The sequence below is a fragment of the Halomonas sp. IOP_14 genome (assembly GCF_021021315.1).
In the GTDB taxonomy this organism is placed as follows: domain Bacteria; phylum Pseudomonadota; class Gammaproteobacteria; order Pseudomonadales; family Halomonadaceae; genus Vreelandella; species Vreelandella titanicae.
This window is the reverse complement of record NZ_JAINWD010000007.1, coordinates 22,008-43,897: the sequence shown is the minus strand read 5'-3', so window position 1 is coordinate 43,897 and position 21,890 is coordinate 22,008. Positions and strand designations below refer to the sequence as shown.

21 protein-coding genes are annotated in these 21,890 nt (G+C 55.4%); 14 read left to right on the top strand and 7 right to left on the bottom strand.

Features of this window, described 5'->3' with window-relative positions:
- Window positions 1-150: 150 nt before the first annotated feature.
- From K7H09_RS07255 to K7H09_RS07195, 13 genes are all read left to right on the top strand, one after another.
- On the top strand, window positions 151-834 hold the full coding sequence (locus tag K7H09_RS07255) for a TetR/AcrR family transcriptional regulator (RefSeq protein ID WP_022521154.1): 684 nt from the start codon (window positions 151-153) through the stop codon (window positions 832-834).
- A 119-nt stretch (window positions 835-953) separates the two neighbouring features.
- Window positions 954-2,282: a class-II fumarase/aspartase family protein gene (locus K7H09_RS07250; RefSeq protein ID WP_230804237.1), complete on the top strand. Its 1,329-nt coding sequence runs from the start codon at window positions 954-956 to the stop codon at window positions 2,280-2,282.
- 199 nt (window positions 2,283-2,481) lie between these two features.
- On the top strand, window positions 2,482-3,315 hold the full coding sequence (locus K7H09_RS07245) for a CoA transferase subunit A (RefSeq protein ID WP_022521157.1): 834 nt from the start codon (window positions 2,482-2,484) through the stop codon (window positions 3,313-3,315).
- On the top strand, window positions 3,315-4,088 hold the full coding sequence (locus K7H09_RS07240) for a CoA-transferase subunit beta (RefSeq protein WP_022521158.1): 774 nt from the start codon (window positions 3,315-3,317) through the stop codon (window positions 4,086-4,088). Before K7H09_RS07245 ends, K7H09_RS07240 begins: the two co-directional genes overlap by 1 nt.
- A 26-nt stretch (window positions 4,089-4,114) precedes the next feature.
- Window positions 4,115-5,317 (top strand): 3-oxoadipyl-CoA thiolase, encoded by a 1,203-nt coding sequence (pcaF, locus tag K7H09_RS07235; protein WP_053857155.1) that lies wholly within the window; start codon window positions 4,115-4,117, stop codon window positions 5,315-5,317.
- A gap of 11 nt (window positions 5,318-5,328) precedes the next feature.
- On the top strand, window positions 5,329-6,498 hold the full coding sequence (pcaDC, locus tag K7H09_RS07230; RefSeq protein ID WP_022521160.1) for a bifunctional 3-oxoadipate enol-lactonase/4-carboxymuconolactone decarboxylase PcaDC: 1,170 nt from the start codon (window positions 5,329-5,331) through the stop codon (window positions 6,496-6,498).
- A gap of 317 nt (window positions 6,499-6,815) precedes the next feature.
- Entirely contained in the window at window positions 6,816-7,763 is a 948-nt protein-coding gene (gene pcaQ / locus K7H09_RS07225; RefSeq protein ID WP_022521161.1) for a pca operon transcription factor PcaQ, read from the top strand.
- 125 nt (window positions 7,764-7,888) lie between these two features.
- Complete coding sequence (gene pcaH / locus K7H09_RS07220; RefSeq protein WP_022521162.1) at window positions 7,889-8,611, top strand: protocatechuate 3,4-dioxygenase subunit beta; 723 nt, start codon at window positions 7,889-7,891, stop codon at window positions 8,609-8,611.
- Window positions 8,612-8,626: 15 nt separating this feature from the next.
- A complete protein-coding gene (gene pcaG, locus K7H09_RS07215; protein ID WP_022521163.1) occupies window positions 8,627-9,271 on the top strand; it encodes a protocatechuate 3,4-dioxygenase subunit alpha in 645 nt (214 codons plus the stop codon).
- Between the two features lie 324 nt (window positions 9,272-9,595).
- A complete protein-coding gene (locus K7H09_RS07210) occupies window positions 9,596-10,621 on the top strand; it encodes a TRAP transporter substrate-binding protein (RefSeq protein WP_022521164.1) in 1,026 nt (341 codons plus the stop codon).
- 12 nt (window positions 10,622-10,633) lie between these two features.
- Entirely contained in the window at window positions 10,634-11,161 is a 528-nt protein-coding gene (locus K7H09_RS07205) for a TRAP transporter small permease (protein ID WP_022521165.1), read from the top strand.
- Window positions 11,151-12,440 (top strand): TRAP transporter large permease, encoded by a 1,290-nt coding sequence (locus K7H09_RS07200; protein ID WP_022521166.1) that lies wholly within the window; start codon window positions 11,151-11,153, stop codon window positions 12,438-12,440. Before K7H09_RS07205 ends, K7H09_RS07200 begins: the two co-directional genes overlap by 11 nt.
- 65 nt (window positions 12,441-12,505) lie before the next feature.
- Window positions 12,506-13,957, top strand: a complete 1,452-nt coding sequence (locus K7H09_RS07195; protein WP_022521167.1) for an aldehyde dehydrogenase — start codon at window positions 12,506-12,508, stop codon at window positions 13,955-13,957.
- Here K7H09_RS07195 and K7H09_RS07190 read toward each other — a convergent pair.
- The gene (locus K7H09_RS07190; RefSeq protein ID WP_022521168.1) at window positions 13,950-14,867 is read right to left on the bottom strand and encodes a helix-turn-helix domain-containing protein; all 918 of its coding nucleotides are present in this window, start codon (window positions 14,865-14,867) and stop codon (window positions 13,950-13,952) included. The genes K7H09_RS07195 and K7H09_RS07190 overlap by 8 nt on opposite strands.
- 142 nt (window positions 14,868-15,009) lie before the next feature.
- On the opposite strand from K7H09_RS07190, the gene pobA reads away from it, so the two are divergent.
- Window positions 15,010-16,194, top strand: a complete 1,185-nt coding sequence (pobA, locus tag K7H09_RS07185) for a 4-hydroxybenzoate 3-monooxygenase (RefSeq protein ID WP_022521169.1) — start codon at window positions 15,010-15,012, stop codon at window positions 16,192-16,194.
- 105 nt (window positions 16,195-16,299) lie between these two features.
- On the opposite strand, the gene K7H09_RS07180 is transcribed toward pobA, so the two are convergent.
- The 6 genes from K7H09_RS07180 to K7H09_RS07155 form a co-directional block, all read right to left on the bottom strand.
- Window positions 16,300-16,773 (bottom strand): MarR family winged helix-turn-helix transcriptional regulator, encoded by a 474-nt coding sequence (locus K7H09_RS07180; RefSeq protein WP_035538076.1) that lies wholly within the window; start codon window positions 16,771-16,773, stop codon window positions 16,300-16,302.
- A gap of 139 nt (window positions 16,774-16,912) precedes the next feature.
- Window positions 16,913-18,172: a TRAP transporter large permease gene (locus K7H09_RS07175; RefSeq protein ID WP_022521171.1), complete on the bottom strand. Its 1,260-nt coding sequence runs from the start codon at window positions 18,170-18,172 to the stop codon at window positions 16,913-16,915.
- A gap of 4 nt (window positions 18,173-18,176) precedes the next feature.
- Window positions 18,177-18,695 (bottom strand): TRAP transporter small permease, encoded by a 519-nt coding sequence (locus K7H09_RS07170; RefSeq protein ID WP_022521172.1) that lies wholly within the window; start codon window positions 18,693-18,695, stop codon window positions 18,177-18,179.
- Between the two features lie 48 nt (window positions 18,696-18,743).
- Window positions 18,744-19,745 carry a TRAP transporter substrate-binding protein gene (locus tag K7H09_RS07165; RefSeq protein WP_022521173.1) on the bottom strand — a complete coding sequence of 334 codons (1,002 nt, stop codon included), beginning with the start codon at window positions 19,743-19,745 and terminating at the stop codon, window positions 18,744-18,746.
- Between the two features lie 170 nt (window positions 19,746-19,915).
- Entirely contained in the window at window positions 19,916-21,091 is a 1,176-nt protein-coding gene (locus K7H09_RS07160; RefSeq protein WP_022521174.1) for a 3-hydroxybenzoate 6-monooxygenase, read from the bottom strand.
- A complete protein-coding gene (locus K7H09_RS07155) occupies window positions 21,088-21,798 on the bottom strand; it encodes a fumarylacetoacetate hydrolase family protein (RefSeq protein WP_230804365.1) in 711 nt (236 codons plus the stop codon). Before K7H09_RS07155 ends, K7H09_RS07160 begins: the two co-directional genes overlap by 4 nt.
- Between the last annotated feature and the right edge of the window lie 92 nt (window positions 21,799-21,890).

The following is a 21,890-nucleotide window of genomic DNA, read 5'->3' as shown; positions in this document are numbered from 1 at the left end:
GGGCCGTTGTTATAAGGTCTGGAAAAGCCTAAAGCAGTGGCGTGTTTAGCCGTTCCATCCTGTCACAATAAACAATGTACGAAATGGTACGTTCAGTCAAGCTATGGCATACTAGACCAAAGACGACCACGACAATAAAAGGCATGCTCTATGACAGCTCCTTCTACCAAGGCCAGTCCCCCTGCCGCGGGGCGACGGCGTAAAAATGACCCCGAATCCGTACGCGCCGATATTCTTGCGGTGGCTACCCGCGAATTCTCAGAAAAAGGCCTCTCTGGGGCCCGGATCGATGAGATCGCCGAGAAAACACGCGCCTCTAAGCGCATGATTTACTACTACTTTAATGATAAAGAGACGCTCTACCTACACACCTTGGAAGCCGCCTACCAGAAAGTGCGCCTGCAGGAGGCCGAGCTGGATCTTGACCACCTGGCCCCGCTCGAGGCGCTTAGCCGACTGGTGCGTTTTACCTTCTGCCACCACGCCAAAAACCCTGACTTTATTCGCCTGGTAATGATCGAAAATATTCATCATGGCCGCTTTTTAGCGCAGTCAGAGTTGATTCAATCACTCAATGCCGGGGTGATTGATGTACTCACCAACGTTTATATCCGCGGTGTAGAAGAGGGTTGTTTTCGTGAAGGCTTGGATCCTCGGGAACTGCACTGGCTGATTAGCGCGCTGTCGTTTTTCAATGTCTCAAACCAGCACACCTTTTCGCGGATTTTTGATTGGCAACAAGCCGCGCCTGAGAACCAGCGCAAACTAGAAGATCACGTTACCGAGATGGTACTGCGCTACGTGGGCACTGACGCCACGCTGTCGCAATCGTAAGTACCGGCCTATTTAGCGTATGGTTCGAATGACGAACATATGTACAATTCTGTTCTAAGTCGTGCCTTTATGAACTGTTTTGCTGGTTCTGAACAACGTTAATAGGAGGCGTAACGCCCATGCCTGCTGGATTTTTAAAGCATCCTTTTATGAGCCAGCGCGCCGTCGCTGAGTGTGACGATGACGCCATGGTGAATGCCATGCTGGCCTTTGAATTAGTCCTGGCCGAGGTACAGGAAACCAGCGGCGCGGTACCTGCTGGGGTTAGCCAGCAAATGCACGAACAGTTGGAAAATGCGGCTTTCAATAGCGAAGAGATCGCAGCGGGCATCGCCAGCGGTGGCAATGTGGCGATTCCGTTTGTAAAGCAGAGCCGCTCGCTGCTTTCCGATGACATCAAGCGTTACTGGCATCAAGGGGCGACCAGCCAGGATGTCGTCGACTCCGCGCTGATGCTCCTACTTAAACCACGCTTGGCAGCGCTGGATGAACTGTTGGTGCGCTGCCGTTCAGCGGCGCTCACGTTGATGAACGCTCACGCTGATACGCCCATGGTGGGTCGAACGTTAATGCAGCAGGCACTCCCCGTTACTTTTGGGGTGAAGGTGGCTCACTGGGCAATTGGCCTGGAGCAGGCGCGCCGCCGTTTAAGCGCTGTTGAGCTACCCGTTCAGTTTGGTGGCGCGGTGGGCGTGCACTCGGGTTGGGATAACCTTGGGCTTGAGTGGATGGACGCATTGGCCGAGCGGTTAGGCTTGGCGGTGCCGGTGCTGCCTTGGCATACCGACCGCTACCCCATTCATGCCATCGGTACGGGGTTAGACGCGGTCGCCGGTGCCGCTGAAAAAATCGCCCTGGATGTGGCGCTACTCACCCAGACCGAGGTCGGCGAAGTCGCGGAACCCTCGGCACCCGGGATGGGGGAGTCCTCCTCCATGCCCCATAAGCGTAATCCAGTACGCAGCGCGCTGATTCGCGGCGCGGCGCGGCAAGTGCATGGCCACACCAGCGTTTTGATCAACGCTGCCGCCCAACCCCTTGAGCGTGGATTGGGGGAGTGGCACGCGGAGTGGGCGCCACTGATGGAAAGCGCTCTGCTGGTAGAGGGTGCGCTAGAGCAAGTGGCCGTGCTGCTGGAGGGGCTCGAGGTGTACCCCGACAACATGTGGCGCAATCTGTCGGCCACTGGCGGCGGCATTATGGCGGAGCCCGTCGCACGTATACTGGCGCCTACGCTAGGCACGGATAGAGCCAAGGCTGTTAGCGCAGAAGCAGCAGAAACCTCACGCCGGGAAGCACGCACCTATTCTGATGTGCTCGCCCATCATCCTGATGTGAAAGGGGCCGTAGACCCCGAGGCGCTGCGTAATGCCTGCGACCCCGCTTTATACCTTGGTAGCAGCGCGGCCCAGGTCATGCGCGCCAGAAAATGGCTAGAAATCCAATAAGCGTATTTAAAAACAAAGCGTTAAGTTCGATTGTGAAAGGGGTGATGGATTCGGTAGGCCGTGAGGTGGACGCCGTTGGGTTTGACCCAATGAATGTTCAGCAGTAGATTGTTCGTATAGAGGATCTATGTTCGCTCAACGAACAATATGCTGTAGTTCACTAACAAATACGCCAACGACCCGCTAAGAGGCACCCATCATGGCCGAGTTTCTCAGCTTGCATGACGCGGTAGCGCGCTACGTCCAAGACGGCGCCACCGTGGCCATGGAAGGTTTTACCCACCTGATTCCGTTTGCTGCCGGTCACGAAGTGATCCGTCAGAAAAAACGTGACCTGACGCTGATCCGCATGACCCCCGATATCATCTATGATCAGATGATTGGCGCGGGTTGTGCTAAAAAAGTGATCTTCTCATGGGGTGGTAACCCTGGTGTGGGATCGCTACACCGCCTGCGTGATGCGGTTGAGAAAGGCTGGCCGTGCAAGATCGAGATTCTTGAGCATAGCCACGCTGCCATGGCCTGCGCCTTCGAAGCGGGCGCCGCGGGGTTACCACTGGCTGTTTTTCGTGGCTACATCGGCAGCGAACTGCCCAGCGTCAACGATCAAATCAAATTCATCGAGTGCCCGTTCACCGGTGAGCGCTTGGCCGCCGTGCCGTCGGTGCGTCCGGACGTCTCAATTATCCACGCCCAACGGGCGGATCGTCAGGGAAACGTGCTGGTAGAGGGTATCGTTGGCGTACAGAAAGAAGCCGTACTCGCCGCCAAGCACAGTATTGTCACGGTGGAAGAGATTGTTGATGGCCTGGGGGCTACCCCCAACGCCTGCGTGATTCCCAGCTGGGCCATCAGCGCCGTTGCGGTAGCGGAGAAAGGCGCGCTGCCTTCCTACACCCACGGCTACTACGGCCGCAGCAACCGCTTTTATAAAGAGTGGGATGCGATTGCTCGCGACCGCGACACCTTCACCCAGTGGCTCGATGACAACGTCTATAACGTTGCCCAACATCATGCAGGGGAGAAAGCCTAATGAGTCTGGAATATACCTCTTCTGAAATGATGTCGGTGACCGCTGCGCGGGCACTTGAAAATGGCATGACCTGCTTTGTGGGCATCGGCCTTCCCTCGGAAGCCGCCAACCTGGCGCGGCTGACTCACGCCCCTGATGTGGTGCTGATTTATGAGTCCGGCACGCTGCAAACCAAGCCCGATACGCTGCCGCTCTCCATCGGCGATGGCGAACTGTGTGAGTCAGCGCTGACCACCGTGGCAGTGCCCGAAATGTTCCGCTACTGGCTACAGGGCGGCAAAGTGAGCGTGGGCTTTTTAGGCACCGCGCAAATCGACCGCTTTGCTAACCTTAACACCACGCTGATCGGCGATTACAAAGCGCCTAAGGTACGCCTGCCGGGCGGCGGTGGCGCACCAGAAATCGCCACCAATGCCGGTGAAGTGTTTATCACCTTGAAGCACTCCAAGCGGGCCTTTGTGAAAGACGTCGATTTCGTCACCACGCTAGGCTTTGGCCGCGACGGCAAAGGGCGCGATAACGTACCTAATATCGGCAAAGGCCCCACCCGGGTGATTACCGACCTGTGCGTGATGAAGCCTGATCCGGAGACCAAGGAGCTGGTGGTGGTATCGCTGCACCCTGGCGTTACCCGCGAAGACGTTATTGACGCGACCGGCTGGGAAATCCGCTTTGCCGAACAGCTCGAAAGCACTCCAGAGCCCAGCGAAAACGAGCTGACGATTTTGCGTGAGCTCAAAGCGCGCACCGAACGGGCCCACGCGGACGCATAAAGGAGCTATTTATGAGCGATGTTGTTATGCAAGACGTCTTTCTATGTCATCCCCGCCGCACCGCCGTGGGACGTTTTGGTGGCACCCTGGCCAGCGTACGCCCGGATGATTTTGCCGCGACGATTTTTAAAGCCGTACTGGCAGAAGCGCCGGATCTCGACCCTGCCGCCATTGAAGAAGTCTTCATGGGCTGTGCTAATCAGGCCGGGGAAGATAACCGTAACGTGGCGCGCATGTCGTCGCTGCTGGCGGGCATTCCCACTTCGGTACCCGGCACGACCATGAACCGCCTGTGCGGCTCGGGTATGGACGCGGTGGGTACCGCGTTTCGCGCCATTAAAGCGGGTGAAATGGAGCTGGCGTTGGCCGGCGGCGTGGAGTCCATGTCTCGCGCGCCCTACGTGATGGGCAAGGCCGATAGCGCCTTCGCCCGTAGTCAAAAACTCGAAGACACCACCATTGGCTGGCGCTTGGTCAACCCGCTGATGAAGAAAGCGTTTGGGGTCGATTCCATGCCGGAGACCGCAGAGAACGTCGCCGAGCAGTTCAATATCTCTCGCGAAGATCAGGACGCCTTTGCCCTGCGCTCTCAGCAGAAGGCCGCTGCCGCCCAAAAGGCCGGGCGCTTTGCCCAGGAAATCACCGCCATCGAAATCCCGCGACGCAAGCAGGCACCGCTGATCTTTGACCAGGACGAGCATCTGCGGGAAACCACGCTGGAGAAGCTCGCAGGCCTACCGACGCCTTTTCGTGAAGGTGGCAGCGTCACGGCGGGTAACGCCTCCGGTGTCAACGACGGCGCGGCAGCCATGCTGGTGGCCAGCGAAGCGGCGGTCAAACAGCACGGTCTTAAGCCGATGGCGAAAATTATTGGTATGGCCACGGCAGGCGTCGAGCCGCGCATCATGGGCTACGGGCCGGTACCGGCAGTGCAGAAACTGCTGAAGCGCACCGGTATTGCCATGGACGATATCGATGTGTTTGAGTTCAACGAGGCATTTGCCGCCCAAGCGTTAGCGTGTATGCGCGACCTCGGCCTGGCCGACGACGACCCACGCGTCAACCCGAACGGCGGCGCGATTGCGCTGGGGCACCCGCTGGGTATGTCCGGTGCCCGCCTGTTGCTGACCGCCGCCCATGAGTTGCAAAACAGCGGCAAGCGCTACGCACTGTGTACCATGTGTGTAGGTGTGGGGCAGGGTATCGCCACGCTGATTGAACGCGTTTAACGGAGACCATCATGGCATTTCATAGCATCAATGGCCGCAGCGTCGCTTACCGATTGCTCGGCTCGGAAGTGAATCCACTTATCGTGCTGGCGCATCCGCTGGGCATGAGCCAAGCGGTATGGGACGACGTGATCCCCGCGCTGCTGCCCCGCTACCGAGTGCTGACCTGGGATCTACCCGGCCACGGCGCAAGCCAAGCGGTCAGCGGTGAGCAGATTACGCCCGCTGACCTGGCCACTGAAGCGTTGGCGCTGGCAGATATTGCTGGCGCTGAGCGCTTTCACTTCGCCGGTACCTCAATTGGTGGCGTGGTCGGCCAGCAGTTGATTGCGGCGCACCCTGACCGCCTGCTTACTGCGACGCTGACCAACACCGGCGCAGTGATCGGCAACCCGGACTTATGGAATACCCGCGCAGGCCGCGTGCGGCAGGAAGGCTTGGCGGCGATGTCTGAAGAGATCGTGCCGCGCTGGTTTGCACCAAAGGCCTTTGAGGCAAGCCCGGCGCTGCAAGCGGGATGGTGCGTACAAATGGGCCGTGGCGACGATGAGTCCTACGCTCAGCTGTGCGAAATGCTTGGCCGCGATACGTTTGCCGGTAAGTTGGCGTCGAAGCACGTAGAAATGCAGCTATTTGGCGGCAGCGAAGATATGGCCACCCCGCCCGCGACGCTGGAAGCGCTGTCTGAGGAACTCGGCGGCGTCCCACTGGAGATTTTTGACGGCGTGGGCCACGTGCCCTCGGTAGAAGCCCCGGCGCACTTCGCACAAAAGTTACTCACGGTGCTCGCCGCCGATTTGGGCGACGTGGCGAACCACGGCGTGGCTTACGCCACAGGCCTGGAGACCCGCAAGCAGGTACTGGGAGACGAGCATGTAGCGCGCTCTACCGCCAACGCCAACAGCCTGGACGCCCCCTTCCAGCAGATGATTACCCGCCTGGCCTGGGGCGAGCTTTGGACCAATGACGACCTAACCCGCCGCGAGCGCAGCATGATTACCACCGGTATTCTCGCCGCGCTTGGCCGTGAAGAGTTAACGCTGCACCTAAAAACGGCTAAGCGGATTGGGCTGACAGAAGCTGAACTGCGCCAGGTACTGATGCACGTGGCGATTTACGGTGGCGTTCCGGCCGCCAATCACGCCTTTGCCCTCGCTAAGGAGTTGGGCTGGGGTGAGTAGATTAGTGGCTCCATGAGCGGTTGTTTTTTTTAAGAACAATGCATTTGCAAAGTGAGTGAGCCATTGCTGATCGAAGTGCCAACACCCCGGCATAGCCAAAAGCAGTGTGATGGTGCTGTACCCCTCAACAAAGACAACAAGAGGGTTAAGTGATGAAACGCTCTATCGCAAAAGAGCTACTCCTTGCTTGCAGCTTGGTTATATCCAGCTGCGTGCAGGCTGACACACGGCTTACCGTACTCGCGTCAATTTAGCGTTTTCATTGTTTGCGCTAATCGGCGAAAGTAGGGCATCTTTTTTCGCTGATATAGAACGCCATGCTGAACGCTCGAATCAAACTACGTCACTTGATGGCGTTTCTCGAAGTGGCCAAGCGGCGCAGCTTTGCGCGTGCTGCCGAGGCGCTGGCGATTACTCAACCGGGCATTTCCAAGGCAATACGCGAGCTTGAGGAGATTCTTGAAGCGCCGCTTTTCGAACGCACGTCGCAAGGCGTGTCGCTTACCCAAGCGGGGTTGACGCTGCTCCGACATGCAGGCCCTGCCATACGGGCGCTGGATGAAGGCGTCAGCGCTATTGGCGATGCCCACCGGGGCGGGCGTTGGCTGCGCGTCGGGGCGCTTTCCACTGTTGAGAGCCGCCTGTTGCCAGTGGCGATACAGCGCTGGCATACCGCCGCGCCGCCGGGCCAGGGCGATACCAGTGTATCGGTGGTGACCGGGGCCAGCGCCTATTTACTGTCGCGCCTGCGCCTGGGCGAGCTGGATATGGTGGTTGGGCGGATGACCGAGGCGCGAGAGATTGGCGACCTCTACTTTGAACACCTCTATTATGAGCCTTTGGTTATCGTCGCGCGAAAAGAGCACCCGCTTGCCCACGTCACGCCGGTCACGGCGGATCAACTGGTTGCCTATCCCTGGGCGCTACCGCCGCCGCAGACCACGCTGCGACAGCAGGTGGACAGTTTCTGCGTGCGCCATGCCATTAAGCTGCCGCCGCGGCTGCTGGAAACTCTCTCGCTGCCCGTTAGCTATCGCTACACTCTGGAGAGTGATGCGCTCTGGATAGCCCCCCGGGAAGCGGTGGCCGAAGAATTGGAAAAAGGTCAGTTGGTGAAGGTCGCGCTGCCGTTTGAAGCCCATGGTGGTTCGGTGGGCATTTGTACGAATGCGAGCATGGAAACGTCGCTGCCCCGTGAAGCGTTTTGCGAAACCCTACGCCAGGTGGCAGCTGAGCGCATTCAACCAAGGTCGCAAAAGCCATAACCTATGAGTTATGGGCGAAGATGACTCTTCAATTGGCAAGGGCTGAGCCGCAGGTCACACTTTGCGAGTAAAAGTGTAAAGGGGCAATGCCCCTCTGCCCCTGTAGCCATAAAGAGCATTTTGCCATGCAAAATAATCATAACCGCTTTGTGACCCGTGACCGCAACTGGCACCCGCCTGCCTACGCGCCGGGCTACAAAACTTCGGTGGCACGCTCGCCGCAGCAAGCGCTAGTGAGCATGCAGCAGCCGACCGTATCTGAGTTGACTGGTCCCAATTTTAGTCATCTGCGCATGGGGCCGCATGACAACGACCTACTGATGAATTTCAGCCAAGGTCAGGGGTTGCCGCAAGGTGAACGGATCATCATGTTTGGCCGAGTTGTCGACCAGTTCAGTAAGCCAGTACCGCACACGCTGGTGGAAATGTGGCAGGCCAATGCCGGTGGTCGCTACCGCCACAAAAACGATAAGTGTCTGGCACCGCTGGATCCTAACTTTGGCGGTGTAGGTCGCTGTTTGACCGATGACCAAGGCTTTTACCGTTTCCGTACCATCAAGCCTGGTCCTTACCCATGGCCCAACGACATGAATAGCTGGCGACCCGCGCATATCCACGTATCAGTCACCGGCCCTTCAATCTCTACTCGGTTGATTACCCAGATGTATTTTGAGGGCGATCCGCTGATTCCTCTCTGCCCGATTGTGCATACGCTGAAGGACCCTGACGCCGTTGAAACTATGATCGGACGGTTGGATATGGCCCACAGCAAGCCAATGGATTGCCTAGCCTATCGCTTTGACATTGTGGTGCGCGGCGAGCTGCAAACCTACTTTGAAAACCAATAAGGGCGAGGATACATCATGAAACAGCCTTCTATTCAGCCCAACAGCCAGCCGACCAGCGCGCTGATGCTGCGTGAAACTGCCTCGCAAACCGCTGGCCCCTACGTGCATATTGGTCTTGCACTCGCAGCGGCAGGCAACCCCGTCCGTGAGGAAGAGATCTGGAACGAGATGGCCAAACCCAATGCTGAGGGTGAGCATATCGAAGTGGTCGGTACCGTCATCGACGGCAACGGTGATCTGGTGCGCGATACGTTTGTCGAGGCGTGGCAAGCTGATGCCAACGGCCACTATCAAGCCGATTACGACCTCAGCAAGCCGTTCAACAGCTTTGGGCGTACCGCCACCACATTTGATCATGGTAGCGAGTGGTCGTTAACCACCATCAAGCCCGGCGCGGTGGAGCACCCTAGCGGGCAGTTAATGGCACCGCATATTAACCTGACGCTGTTTGCCCGTGGAGTGAACATCCACCTGCAAACGCGGCTCTATTTTGATGATGAGGCTGAAGTGAATGCGCAGTGCCCGGTGCTATCACGTATCGAGTCTCCGGCGCGTCGGCAAACCCTGATTGCCAAGCGGGAAGAAGCTGATGGCAAAGTGCGTTATCGCTTGGATATCCGCCTGCAAGGCGAAGGCGAGACGGTGTTTTTTGATTTCTAGCCCCTCGTCTGCAAAGTTTGTAAATAAAACTGAAAAGCGTTGCTTATCCGTAAGCAGCGCTTTTTTTGTTTGGGTTCGACCTTGGTCGGGCATTGATCTTGTAAAAATCCAACTTTTACCCGTCATTGTACCTTTTGGAGACGGCGTGAAAGCAGCAACACTGGTGATGCGAGGCAGGAAGCTGAAAAGACCGGGCGACATAGCCTGAACATAGACGAATGTCGATTAGCCCTACGCCTCATAGTGAATTAATGTGAATGCTTAAAGCGAACTAGTATTCGCTATACGAACTTACAATAATCCAAGAAAGTCCTGGAGGTTCCTATGAAAATGTCCCTATCCCGTTGTGTGTTGGCGGCAGCGATTGCTGGCCTTGCCGTTAGCTCTGCCCAGGCAGAAACTACGCTGCGTATGGCGCACTTTTGGCCTGGCCCTTCAGGCGTTAACCAAGATGTGTTGCAGGCGTGGGCTGATACCATTGAAGAAGAATCCAATGGTGAACTAACCATTCAAATGTTTCCCGCCGGTACCCTAGCCAAACCGGATTCCATTTATGAAGCCGCTGCCAACGGTATAGCCGATATTGGCGCCACCGCCCAGGGCTATACTGCCGGTCGCTTCCCCCTCTCACAGATCGTTGAACTACCTGGGGTAGCGAGTACGGCAACGCAAGGTGCTTGCGTACTGCAAACGCTCTATGATGACGGCCATTTGGACAGCGAATACGCAGACACCCGCCCGCTGTTTATGTTTACCACGGGCCCCGGTGGCATCCACACCATCGACACCGATGTGCAAACGCCTGCCGACCTGGAAGGGCTGCGTATACGCCGCCCCACCGCTGTGGCGGGTGAGATGCTGGAAAATATGGGTGCAAGCCCGGTGGGTATGCCAGCGCCAGACATCTATACCTCCATGCAGCGCGGCGTGATTGATGGCTTGAGCTTTCCTTGGGAAGGTTTAAAAGGCTTCCGCATTAACGAGTTGGTGAGCTACCACACTGAAGTACCGTTTTACACGTTGATCTTTGTCGCCACCATGAATCAGCGTTCGTACGATAATTTGACGCCCGAACAGCAGGCGGTGATCGATAATAACTCAGGCATGAAATGGGCTGAAAACGCCGGTGCGGTGTTTGATCGCCTAGATGTGGAAGGTAAACAAGAGGCGGCCGACGCTGGCCATACCATTCGTGAAATCGCCAATCCGCTAGAGCATCCTGACTGGCAGGAACCGCTAGAAACGGGCATTGAGAACTACCTAACGCAGTTGGAAGAGCGCGGTCTGGATCAGGTTCGAGATGTATATCAAGCAGCACTGGCAGCCAGTGAGTCTTGTGGTACCCAATAGGGGTAAGGTTTTATGAAGTCTACTCTCTACAGGGCCAGCCACTGGCTGGCCCTCATTTGTCGCTTGGTGGCTGGCATCGCACTGATTGGGCTGCTGGCAGTGACCATTGCCGATGTAAGTACGCGTTATCTATCGCGTGTAACGGAAGGTGCGATTGCACTGCGCGTTTCTGGCAGCGTAGAGCTGGTCAGCTATTTGATGCTGTTTGCGCTATTAGCCGCCATGGCCGCTAATGTGGAGAAAAGCCAAGTGGTGGTAGAGGCGTTCTCTCACGGCTTGCCGCAAGCGATAAAAAATCGCTTGCAAGGGTTCTTTTTCCTCGGCTTTATGGCGCTGGGGCTCATTCTATTTGTGGGCTTGCTGGATTCGGCCGCAGCGGCCAGTCGGCACGGCGAAATAACCCAAGACCTGCGCCTGCCGATGGGCCCCATTTTCCAGTTGGCAGCGGTGCTCAGCTTGCTGCTCGGGCTGCGTAGTTTTATTCATGCGTTGCTGGGCATGATTTATGCCGCAGGTGAGGAGGCAGCTCATGGGGAGTGAAGCGATTGGTGCCATTGGGTTAGGGCTTTTATTGGTATTGATGATTCTGCGCGTGCCGGTTGCTCTCACGATGCTGATCGTGGGGGTGGTGGGCTTTGCCCAGATCATTAGCTGGGACGCAGCTGTCGCTCAGTTAAAAACCGTCCCGGTAGAGGTACTTTCCAACTACAGCTTCAGCGCCGTGCCCATGTTTATCTTAATGGGTGTGCTGGCTGCTCATTCGGGGATGGCCGGTAAACTATTTGATTCAACCCGGGTGATTTGCGGTGGCTGGAAGGGCGGCCTGGCGATTGCGGCCGTGGGCTCTTGCGGTATCTTCTCCGCTATCTCCGGCTCTTCGTTAGCCACGGCGAGCACCATGACCCGGGTGGCATTGCCGGAGATGGAGCGCTATGGCTATAACCGTGGCTTAGCGACCGGCGCGCTGGCTGCAGGCGGCACGCTGGGTATTATGATTCCGCCCAGTATCGCGCTGCTTATCTACGCCATTCTTACCGAACAGTCCGTTGGCGATATGTTCATGGCAGGGCTGATTCCCGGTCTGCTGGGGCTGGTGATGTATTCACTGACCATTACAGTAGTCATGTACCTGCGCCCTTCCCTTGCCGTGGCGGGTGAACCCACTGCTTGGAAAGAGAAACTGCTCTCGCTAACCGGCTTAGTGCCCTTCTTTGGCGTTTTTCTGGTGATGATTTTAGGTATCTATTTTGGTGCCTTTACACCGACGGAGGGCGCTAGCGTCGGTGCGTTCGCCACGCTGCTTTACGCCCTAGTGAAAGGCATGCGCGGTGCGCAGCTATGGCACAGCGTACAAGAGACTTTGGCGCTGTCTGCGGTGGTTTTCTTTATGCTGGTGGGAGCTGAGACGCTCGGTTACTTCATCTCGGTGTCGCGTATTTCATTTTCGATTACTGATCTGCTCTACGGCATGGATCTAACCCCTATCGTCGTGGTGCTGTGCATTCTGGCGCTCTACTTTGTGCTGGGTATGTTTATGGACTCCATCGCCATGCTAGTAATCACCGTACCGGTGGTTTATCCGATTATTCAGGCGATGGGTATCGACCCGGTATGGTTCGGTATTTTGACCGTACTGACCGTTGAACTGGGGCTGATGACCCCGCCGGTGGGGATGAACGTGTTCGTGATTAAAGCGATGGCACCGCACGTGGGGCTGGGGGAGATATTTAAAGGGGTGGCGCCTTTTGTCGTCTCCGACCTGATACGGCTGGCGTTATTAATTGCTTTCCCCATTTTAAGCACGCTGTTTCTACTCTAGCGGCAAGTACGCTTGCCTCTATTCAAGCCAGCGCGATCACAACCACAACTACAGGAGCTTATGACATGTTCACCACTCAGCTAATGTTAGCGGGCCAATCTACCCCTGCCGAGCATACAGCCACCTTTACCCGTGCGAATCCGTTAAGCGGTGAAGTGGTGACCACTGCTGCGGCGGCAAGTGTCGGTGACGCTAACGCGGCCGCCGACGCCGCAGGCCAGGCGTTTGAGGCATGGTCACAAACGGGCCCTGGGGAGCGGCGCGCCAAGCTGCTGAAAGCCGCCGAACTAATGGAGCAGCGCCAAGCGGATTTCATTGATCGGATGGTAGAAGAGACTGGCGCTACCCTTGGCTGGGCAGGTTTTAACGTTAAAGTGGCGGCTGATGTGCTGCGTGAGGCGGCGGCGTTAACCACCCAGATCCAGGGCGATATCATCCCCTCTAACGTGCCTGACAGCATAGCCATGGGCGTGCGCATCCCGTGTGGCGTCGTCGTGGGTGTTGCGCCCTGGAATGCGCCGATTATTCTGGGTACGCGAGCCATTGCTACGCCCTTAGCGTGTGGTAATAGCGTGATCTTGAAGGCTTCTGAGCAGTGCCCAGCGACACACCATTTAATTGGTGAAGTGCTGCAAGCAGCGGGGTTGGGCGAGGGCATCGTCAACGTGATTACCAACGCGCCTGAAGATGCCGCTGACGTGGTAAGCGCGTTAATTGCCCATCCTGCTGTGCGGCGGATTAACTTCACTGGCTCCACGGGCGTTGGAAAAATCATTGCCGAGCAAGCGGCCAAGTATTTAAAGCCCGTGCTGCTTGAGCTGGGTGGCAAGGCACCGTTTTTGGTATTGGATGATGCCGACATAGACGCTGCCGTGGACGCGGCAATCTTTGGCGCGTTCTTTAACCAAGGCCAGATCTGCATGTCCACCGAGCGGGTTATTGTTGATAACCAAGTGGCGGATACTTTTGTGGAGAAGTTTGCCGCGCGGGCTCAGGCGCTAAAAGCAGGCGACCCACGTGATGAAAGCAACAGCCTGGGCACTTTAATCAACGCGCAGTCAGGTGAAAAACTAAATAGCCTCATCGATGACGCAGTCACTCAAGGCGCGCACTTAGCCGCGGGTGGTAAAGCCGAGGGCGTGGTGATGCAGGCCACGGTCATCGATGGTGTGACCAGTGCTATGCGGCTATATAGCGAAGAGTCGTTTGGCCCGGTCGTCGCAGTGATCCGTGTTGATGGTGAAGAAGAGGCAGTGCGCATCGCTAACGATAGCGAGTACGGCCTCTCATCAGCGGTGTTCAGCCGCGATAGCGCACGCGCCATGAAAGTGGCAGGGCGCTTACAAACGGGTATCTGCCATATCAATGCGCCCACGGTACACGATGAACCGCAAATGCCCTTCGGCGGAGTGAAATCCAGCGGCTACGGACGCTTTGGCGGTAAGGCAGGCATCGAAGAGTTCACAGAGTTACGCTGGATGACGATGCAGCTAGGGCCAAGGCATTATCCTATTTAGTGATCTCGTTAACCGCCACCGTTTGACGCAGCCGAAATTCACGCGGCGAAAGCGCTGTATTACGCTTAAAAAAGCGCGTGAAGTAAGCCGGTTCAGAGAAGCCTAAGCTGTCAGAGACTTGGCCAATGGTCATATTGGTATAGGTGAGCTGGCGCTTGGCTTCTAGTAGTAGGCGTTCATGCAGCAATTGCAGGGCGCTGCGACCGGCGATTTGTCGACACAGCATATTCAAGTGCGCGCTACTCACCCCTACCTGCTCGGCTAACGCCTCAATACTAGGTTGTTCGCGATAGTGCGCTTCGACCAGCGCTTGATAGTGCTCTATATGCTGCCGCCCCTTGTCACTTTGGCGGGGGCCATAACGTTTTGCTGGATGCCCAGCGGTATTAAGACGCGATAGCTCTACCACCAAGGCTTGGATAAGCGCTTCGAGCAGGCTGTTGCGTCCGGGGGCGGGTTGGCGGTACTCCTGGTCGATCTGAGCCACCAGCGTGGCAATTCGTTCAGCCTGAGTTGCCTGGGGTAGAGAGTAGAAGTCGGCTTTTTTTAGCGTACTGCTCTCACCCATTAGTGCATGTAAGTGGTCGGCCAGCGGCTTGGCCAGAGTAATAATGTGTCCTTCCACATCCGGTGAAAAGAGAAAGCCGTGAATAGCCATTGCGGGCACCACGATAGCGCTGGCGCTTTGCAGCTGGTGGCTTGTTCCCTCCAGCTCTAACTCAACGCTACCGTGAGAAATAAACAGAATATGCACGAGGTCGGCATGGCGGTGCGGCCGGATACGCCAGTCGTGCAGACGACTGCGCTCGGGGATGGACTCACAGTGGAGCAAGTCGGGCGTGGGCCAGTGCTGCGTCTCGCCATAGAGCTTAAATACCGGAACGGAGGTTGCCGACGAGGCTGTCATCATCTATATCTCCTCTACGACTAAGGTTGGGTAATAACACGCTAAATGTCCAATAATTGATCTAGATCATGCCTTATTATGCGGCGTGTTTCATTGAAAAATACAAGTCATAAGTTTTAGATAATGACAATGATGAGGCATCCCTATGAAGACACAGGTCGCGATTATTGGCGCAGGGCCTTCAGGCCTATTGCTGGGACAGCTGCTGCATCGTCAAGGCATTGATAATGTGATTGTTGAGCGGCGCAGCGGTGAGTATGTATTGAGCCGTATCCGCGCCGGTGTGCTGGAACAGGGCATGGTAGACCTGCTGCGCGAAGCGGGTGTTGACCAGCGCATGGATAAAGAAGGCCTACCCCATGACGGTTTTGAGCTTGTGTTCGACAACCGCCGCGTGCGGGTCGCACTGGATGAACTGACCGGCGGCAGCAAAGTCATGGTATACGGCCAAACCGAAGTGACGCGGGATCTGATGGAGGCACGCGCCGCCGCTGGCGCGACAACGCTTTATGAAGCAGAAAACGTTCAGCCCCACGACCTGGAGAGTGACAGCCCCTATCTCACCTTTGAACACAGTGGTGAAACGGTTAGGCTCGACTGCGACTACATCGCCGGGTGTGATGGCTATCATGGCGTCTCCCGCCAGACGATTCCTCAAGACCGCATCAAAGAGTTTGAAAAAGTTTATCCGTTTGGCTGGCTGGGGATGCTCTCGGATACTCCTCCGGTCTCTGATGAGTTGATTTACGCAAGCCACGAGCGTGGTTTCAGTCTGTGTAGCATGCGCTCCGCCACCCGCAGCCGTTACTACCTTCAAGTACCGCTGGATGAAAAGGTAGAAGATTGGTCGGACGAGCGTTTTTGGGAAGAGCTCAAACGCCGCCTGCCAGACGAGGTGGCCGCCAAGCTTGTCACCGGGCCTTCCATCGAGAAGAGCATCGCACCGCTGCGCAGCTATGTGGTCGAACCAATGCAGTACGGGCGGCTGTTCCTGGTCGGCGATGCGGCGCATATTGTACCGCCCACCGGTGCTAAAGGGCTTAACCTGGCCGCCAGCGACGTCAATACGCTCTATCGGCTAATGGTGAAGGTCTACCAGGAAGGCCGCACGGATTTGATCGAGCGCTATTCGCAAACGTGCTTGAAGCGTATCTGGAAGGCGGAGCGCTTCTCCTGGTGGATGACCTCCATGCTGCACAATTTCTCTGATGAGGAAGATTTCAACAGCCGCATGCAGTTGGCCGAGCTGGACTACGTAACCAGCTCCAAAGCAGGCATGACCACCATCGCCGAAAATTATGTCGGTTTGCCCTATGAGTCGCTTGAGTAGCCGTTAATACTTAACGTTTTACTCTCATTCTGTTCTCATTGCCCAAGTGATCGCTTGGGCTTTTTTGCTTAAATACCATGAAACTTCGTGAAGTTGTTGACAGTGCTATCTTTCGTTTAAGCGCACGGGCACACGGCTTAAATGATTATTATCGTTAGCGATCTTTTGCAGTAGAGAAAGCAGCATCTGTTGCTCCTCGGCGTTAAGCGGCGCCAGGATATCACTTTGAACCTCTTCAACAGCAGGCTCTACGGCTTCTCGTAACGCCTCTCCTTCCTTGGTGAGCTTCACCACCATCGAACGACGATCTTCAGGGTTACGGTGCCGGGTAATGAGACCGCGCTCCTCTAATTTCCGAACCACGACCGCGATGGTATTGCGATCCAACGCCGTATAGCCACCTAGGGTGATTTGGTCACTGGCTCCCATCTCTTCAAGCGCAGAGAGGATTATATATTGCAGTTGGGTAAGGTTGAACGCCTCGCACTTGCGCAGAAAAATAGCCACGCTAATTTGGTGGCAGCGTCTTAAAAGATTGCCAGGTAATTCAAAAGCTTCAGATAGGGGTGAACGGGTCATGTCGGGTCTTATAAAGGATAAAATACGCTGTGACCATAGCAGAAGTTTCTGTAATAGGCACTGGATGGGAGCACTGGCCAGCATGATACTAGCCAGTGCCCCACATCGATAAAGAGTAAGCCGGAGGTAGCGGCTAGAGTTAACGGAAAACGTTAACGAGCCAGGGATTAAAGATGACCGCCAAAATGACGAGGCAAGCCGCTATTATGAAAGGCAAGATCCACTTCGTAATGCGGGGCAAGCTAACGTTGCTGATAGCGGAGGCAACATAGAGCCCTGCACCCACCGGGGGCGTTAACAGTCCCAGGCTTAGTGTCATACAGGTGACGATGCCAAAGTGGACAGGATCAATCCCATAACTTTGCTGCGCCACCGGGAGCAAAATTGGCACTAGAATGATCAACGCGGCGATCCCATCAAGCACCATGCCTACTACCATCAGCATCACAAACACCAGAAGCATAAATACCAGCGGGCTTTCGGTGGTGCCTTGCATTAGTCCGGCTACCTGTTGAGGTATCTGGTTGTACACCAGTACCCAACCAAAGGCTTTCGCAGCGACAATCAGAAATAGCACAATGGCGGTATTGCGCGCTGTTCGGCTCAAAACGCCAGGTAATTGCCCCCATTTAAGCTCTTGAAAGAAGAGGGCGCCTATCACCACCGCCATTAGCGTCGCAGCCGCCGCGGATTCAGTAGGCGTCACTATGCCAAATGCGATACCGCCCACAATGACGATGGGAATGCTAAGTGTGAGCAGTGCGCCACGAGTCGCACGCCATAGAGGTGTGCGTTCCTGATCAACGCTTCCTTTCTTACGCGCGCGACGCGCCATGATCGCGATTAAGCCGCTGATCAGTATAAACAGCAGTAGCCCAGGAAGAATACCACCCATGAACATGGCACCAATCGACACTTGAGCAATGACACCATAGATAATAAACACCATTGACGGTGGAATAATCGGCCCCAGCAGGCCAGCACCTGCCGTCAACGCCGCGGCGAACCCCTTGTTGTAACCATCACGCTCCAATTCGGGAGTCATTACTCGGCTCATAATAGCGATCTGTGCCGTCGCTGAACCCATAATAGAGGCAAGCATCAAGTTCGAGGTGAGGGATACATAGGCAATGCTGTGAGGAATCCACGCAAACCAGGCACGTGTGGCAGTGATAATGCGACGTGTAATACCACCCTCATTCATGATTTCGCCCAACAGGATAAATAAGGGAATCGCCAGCAGATCAAATACCTCTAGCGAGCCAAAAATAACCTGGGGTAGGTTTTCAAATAGACGGTAGTTGCCGGAAGTGATCACGAAGGTAAGTGTTGAAGCCAGGAGGACAAAGGCAATTGGCATTCCAAGCAGCATTAACACAATAAAAGCCGCAAGCGTCATTGGGTCATTCCTCGTCGTTGGCTAGGACAAAACCCGCTCGCGAGCGATCAAAAAGCCTAGCGATGAGGTGAAAAATCGATGTGACGCAGAAAAGCGGCACGATGAGATAGAAGTGCCACTTGGGCCAATCGAGCGTAATAGCGATATCGTAGTGGATCGAAGGTGACCGCAGCCAAGCGATGGCGTACCACAGGACAGTAACCATTATCGCCAGGCAGATCAGCTCGGTAAGCCAATAGCAAACGCGCTGAGCCGCTTTAGGCAGTATCGCAATCAGCATGGTCAAACGTACGTGCTGGTCGTTATGTATGGCGATAGAGATGGCGAGAAACGCCATCCAAATCAGAATATAGACGGCTAGCTCATTGGCAAAAAAAAGTGGGCTGTTGAGTACGTATCGTGCGAAAACATTAGCAATAAGCAACGCGCTAAAAGCTATTATCAGTACGTTGCAGAGCAGCTGTTCAGCCCTGGCTAGCTGTCGGCTCGCCTTGGTTAGCCAGGTGTCTTGGGGAAAATACATCTTGGGTACGCCTCTTTGGTTCGGGGCGCAGAAGCGCCCCGACGCGTTTTATTCAGCGTTAAGGAGTTCGGTGGACTGTTGCTGGAATGCTTGGATAAGCGGATGATCGCCAAAGCGCTCAGCGAACGCTTGGTTCGCCGTGCTGAAAGTGTCTTCAGCGCTTTCTAGCGTATACACATTAATGCGGTCTTCGAGCAAGGTGCGGTTGCTCGCTTCTGCTGCAATTTCCGTCTCAGTACCCCAGGCAAGTGCCTCAGCCATGGCGGTATCAATTAGCTGGCGTTCTGCATCGCTAAGTGAAGCGCGGGATGCTTGGCCCATTATGGCTACCTCAGGAAACGCCATATGGCTAGTCAGTGTTAGATGCTCCGCTACTTCATAAAAGCCCGAACCTACTAAGGCATCGAGGTCAATATCCACACCATCCAGCATACCGTTTTGGAGGCCTTGGTAAACATCCGGTAAACTTGTAGGGGTGGGCCGAGCCTCAACGGCTCGCCACCAGGTATTCATCGCTGCGAACGGAATAATGCGGATGTTTTTGCCGCTAACATCCTTAGCGCTGTTAACAGCGCTTTCGCGCATAAGAATATGGCGCATGCCCGCAAAGGTATAGCCGAATGCGTGCAGACCTTTGCTCTCCAGGTTCTCCAGCATCTGCTGAGCAGCGTCTGTCTCGGTGGCCTTGGCCGCCTCCTCTACGCTGGAAAAGAGGAAGGGAGTGAACCAACCGACGAAAGCTGGTTCACGCTGGCTGGTAGCTGCAGCGGTCATAAGCCCTATGTCTAGCAGTCCGGTCTCCATTTGGGTGAACATGGCCGATTCATCACCTAACTGGCCGGAGGGGAAAATGGTAATGGTTAACTCACCATCACTTCGCTCTGCCACTGTGTCGGCTAGGCGTTGGGCGGTTTGATTCAAAATATGCTGAGGTGGGGTAATTAATCCCAGGCGTAGCTCTTTGGCCTCGACTTGTGCGCTGGCAATTAACGCTAGGCCTAACGGAATTGCGCAAAGATAGCGAGTTGTAGTGCTTAGCATGTTTGTCATTGTATTCACCTTGTTTTTAGAGTTTTTTTCTTACTCACTGCAAATTAGTTGTGCTCTTATAAAATCATAAGTTAAAAGCGAAATTCTGAAATCTTATGGGCATGGTAATTTGCAAGAGTTGTAAACAGCGGTTACTTTTTTGTTAGAAATTACTTATATCTAGGGGTGCGTCAAATATCCTCGTCATATAGCCAAGACAGTCCTTCATAAGACTGCTCTGGCGTCCGCGAAGCGAGCATGGCATTGCGCAGTTCAGCCGTAACCCCCGTCGCGTGGTAGAACTCACCGTGAACGCGGGCCATGATCTGACAGCGTCCGGTGCGCAGGTAGCGCCGCTGCTGGTACGCCTGAAAGGCACTGGCAATATCGTTACTGCAGTGGGCAACCTCATCGGCTAGCACAACAGCATCCTCCATAGCCATGCAGGCGCCTTGGGCAAGGTATTGCAACATTGGGTGAGCAGCGTCTCCGACCAGGGTGGCACGGCCACGGCTCCACTCTTTCACAGGCTCTCTATCGCACAGCACCCACATACGCCAGCTATCAATCTTGGCTAACAGTTCTTGAACCGTATCGCAGGTTCCAGCGAAACGACGCTTGAGCTCCTCAGGATCGCCCTCTGTATTCCAGCCTTCCACATAGCGGTCGCTATGGAACACGGCAACCAGGTTGAAGAGCTTTCCTCCACGTAACGGATACTGTACGAGGTGATTTTTGGGGCCGCCCCACAGAATCATGGCATTACGGCGATAGGCTTCTGGCACTTCCTCGATAGGCAGTACCGCACGATAGGCAATATGGCCGGAAACCCTCGGAGCGCCATCGCCGATAATGCTCTCGCGAACCTTAGACCATAGGCCATCGGCCCCTATCAAAGCACTTCCTGAGATTATCTCTCCCTGATCTGTTGTGACACTCATCTCGCCATCGGCCTCTGAAAAGGAGGTGACCCTAGTAGAGGTTCTAAACGCTATCTTGCTCGATGCACGACACGCGTCGAGCAGTACGTTGTGCAAGTCGGCACGATGGATCAGTGCATAGGGGTACTGAAAGCGTTTGATGAATGAGTCACCCGCCGGGATCTCAACGACCGGCGTGGCATTGACGCTGTCCATCATGATCAACTCATCTGGCAACACCGCCAGTTCACGTGCCTGCGCCAATACCCCTAGGCGATCAAGGGCGCGGAAGCCATTCGGTCCTACTTGGATACCAGCCCCCACTTCACGAAACTCATCGGACTGCTCAATAACCAATGTTGGGATGCCGAGGCGAGACAAGGCCAGTGCCGATGCAAGGCCACCAATCCCGCCACCGATAATAAGAATAGGCTGCTGAGTGCTCATGATGCCTCCACGTTCACACTGATATTACCAATACGCTCAATCTCACAATTAATGGTGTCACCAGGCCGGATAGGCCCCACCCCCTCTGGTGTTCCGGTATACAACAGATCACCAGGCTCGAGGGTGTAGAATTTGGAGGCGAACTCTATAAGTTCGGCTACGTCCATGATCAGATCTTTGGTATTGGCGCTTTGTCGCACTTCACCATTCACATCAAGGGTCATGGCTAATGCATGAGGGTTTTCTATCTCATCGGCGGTCACCAGCCAGGGGCCCAGCACTGTGTAGGAATCTAGAGACTTACGCAGGCTGCGCTCCTCTGGCCCACGAATGGTAATATCCAGGCCGATGCTGTATCCGGCCACGTAGGAGAGCGCATCCTTGGCTAAAACGTTCTTGGCACGCTTACCAATGATGGCAACCAATTCAATTTCATGGTCAGTTCGGCGATCCGGAAGTCCGATGCATACAGGATCATCGGAGCCGACCACTGAGCTGGTAGCTTTAAGAAACAGTCCTGTCTCCTGTATCTTCCGCACATGTGCGCGGGAGAAGGTAGCTGTATCCTTAATTGCCTCATCTAGGTGGGCTTGGTAGTTGACAGGGGCCGCGATAACCTTGCCTGGATTGGCAACCGGAGGGCGCAATGTCACCTTACTGAGAGGATAACGCCGAGCGAATTGTAGGGCATCAGCTATGGCAGGCATTAATTCTGGTAGGCAAGCAATCAGTTGATCTCCGTGAGGGTAGGGATATTCCGCGGTACCGATAAGTGGTAGGACGCTTGAGACGTCCAATA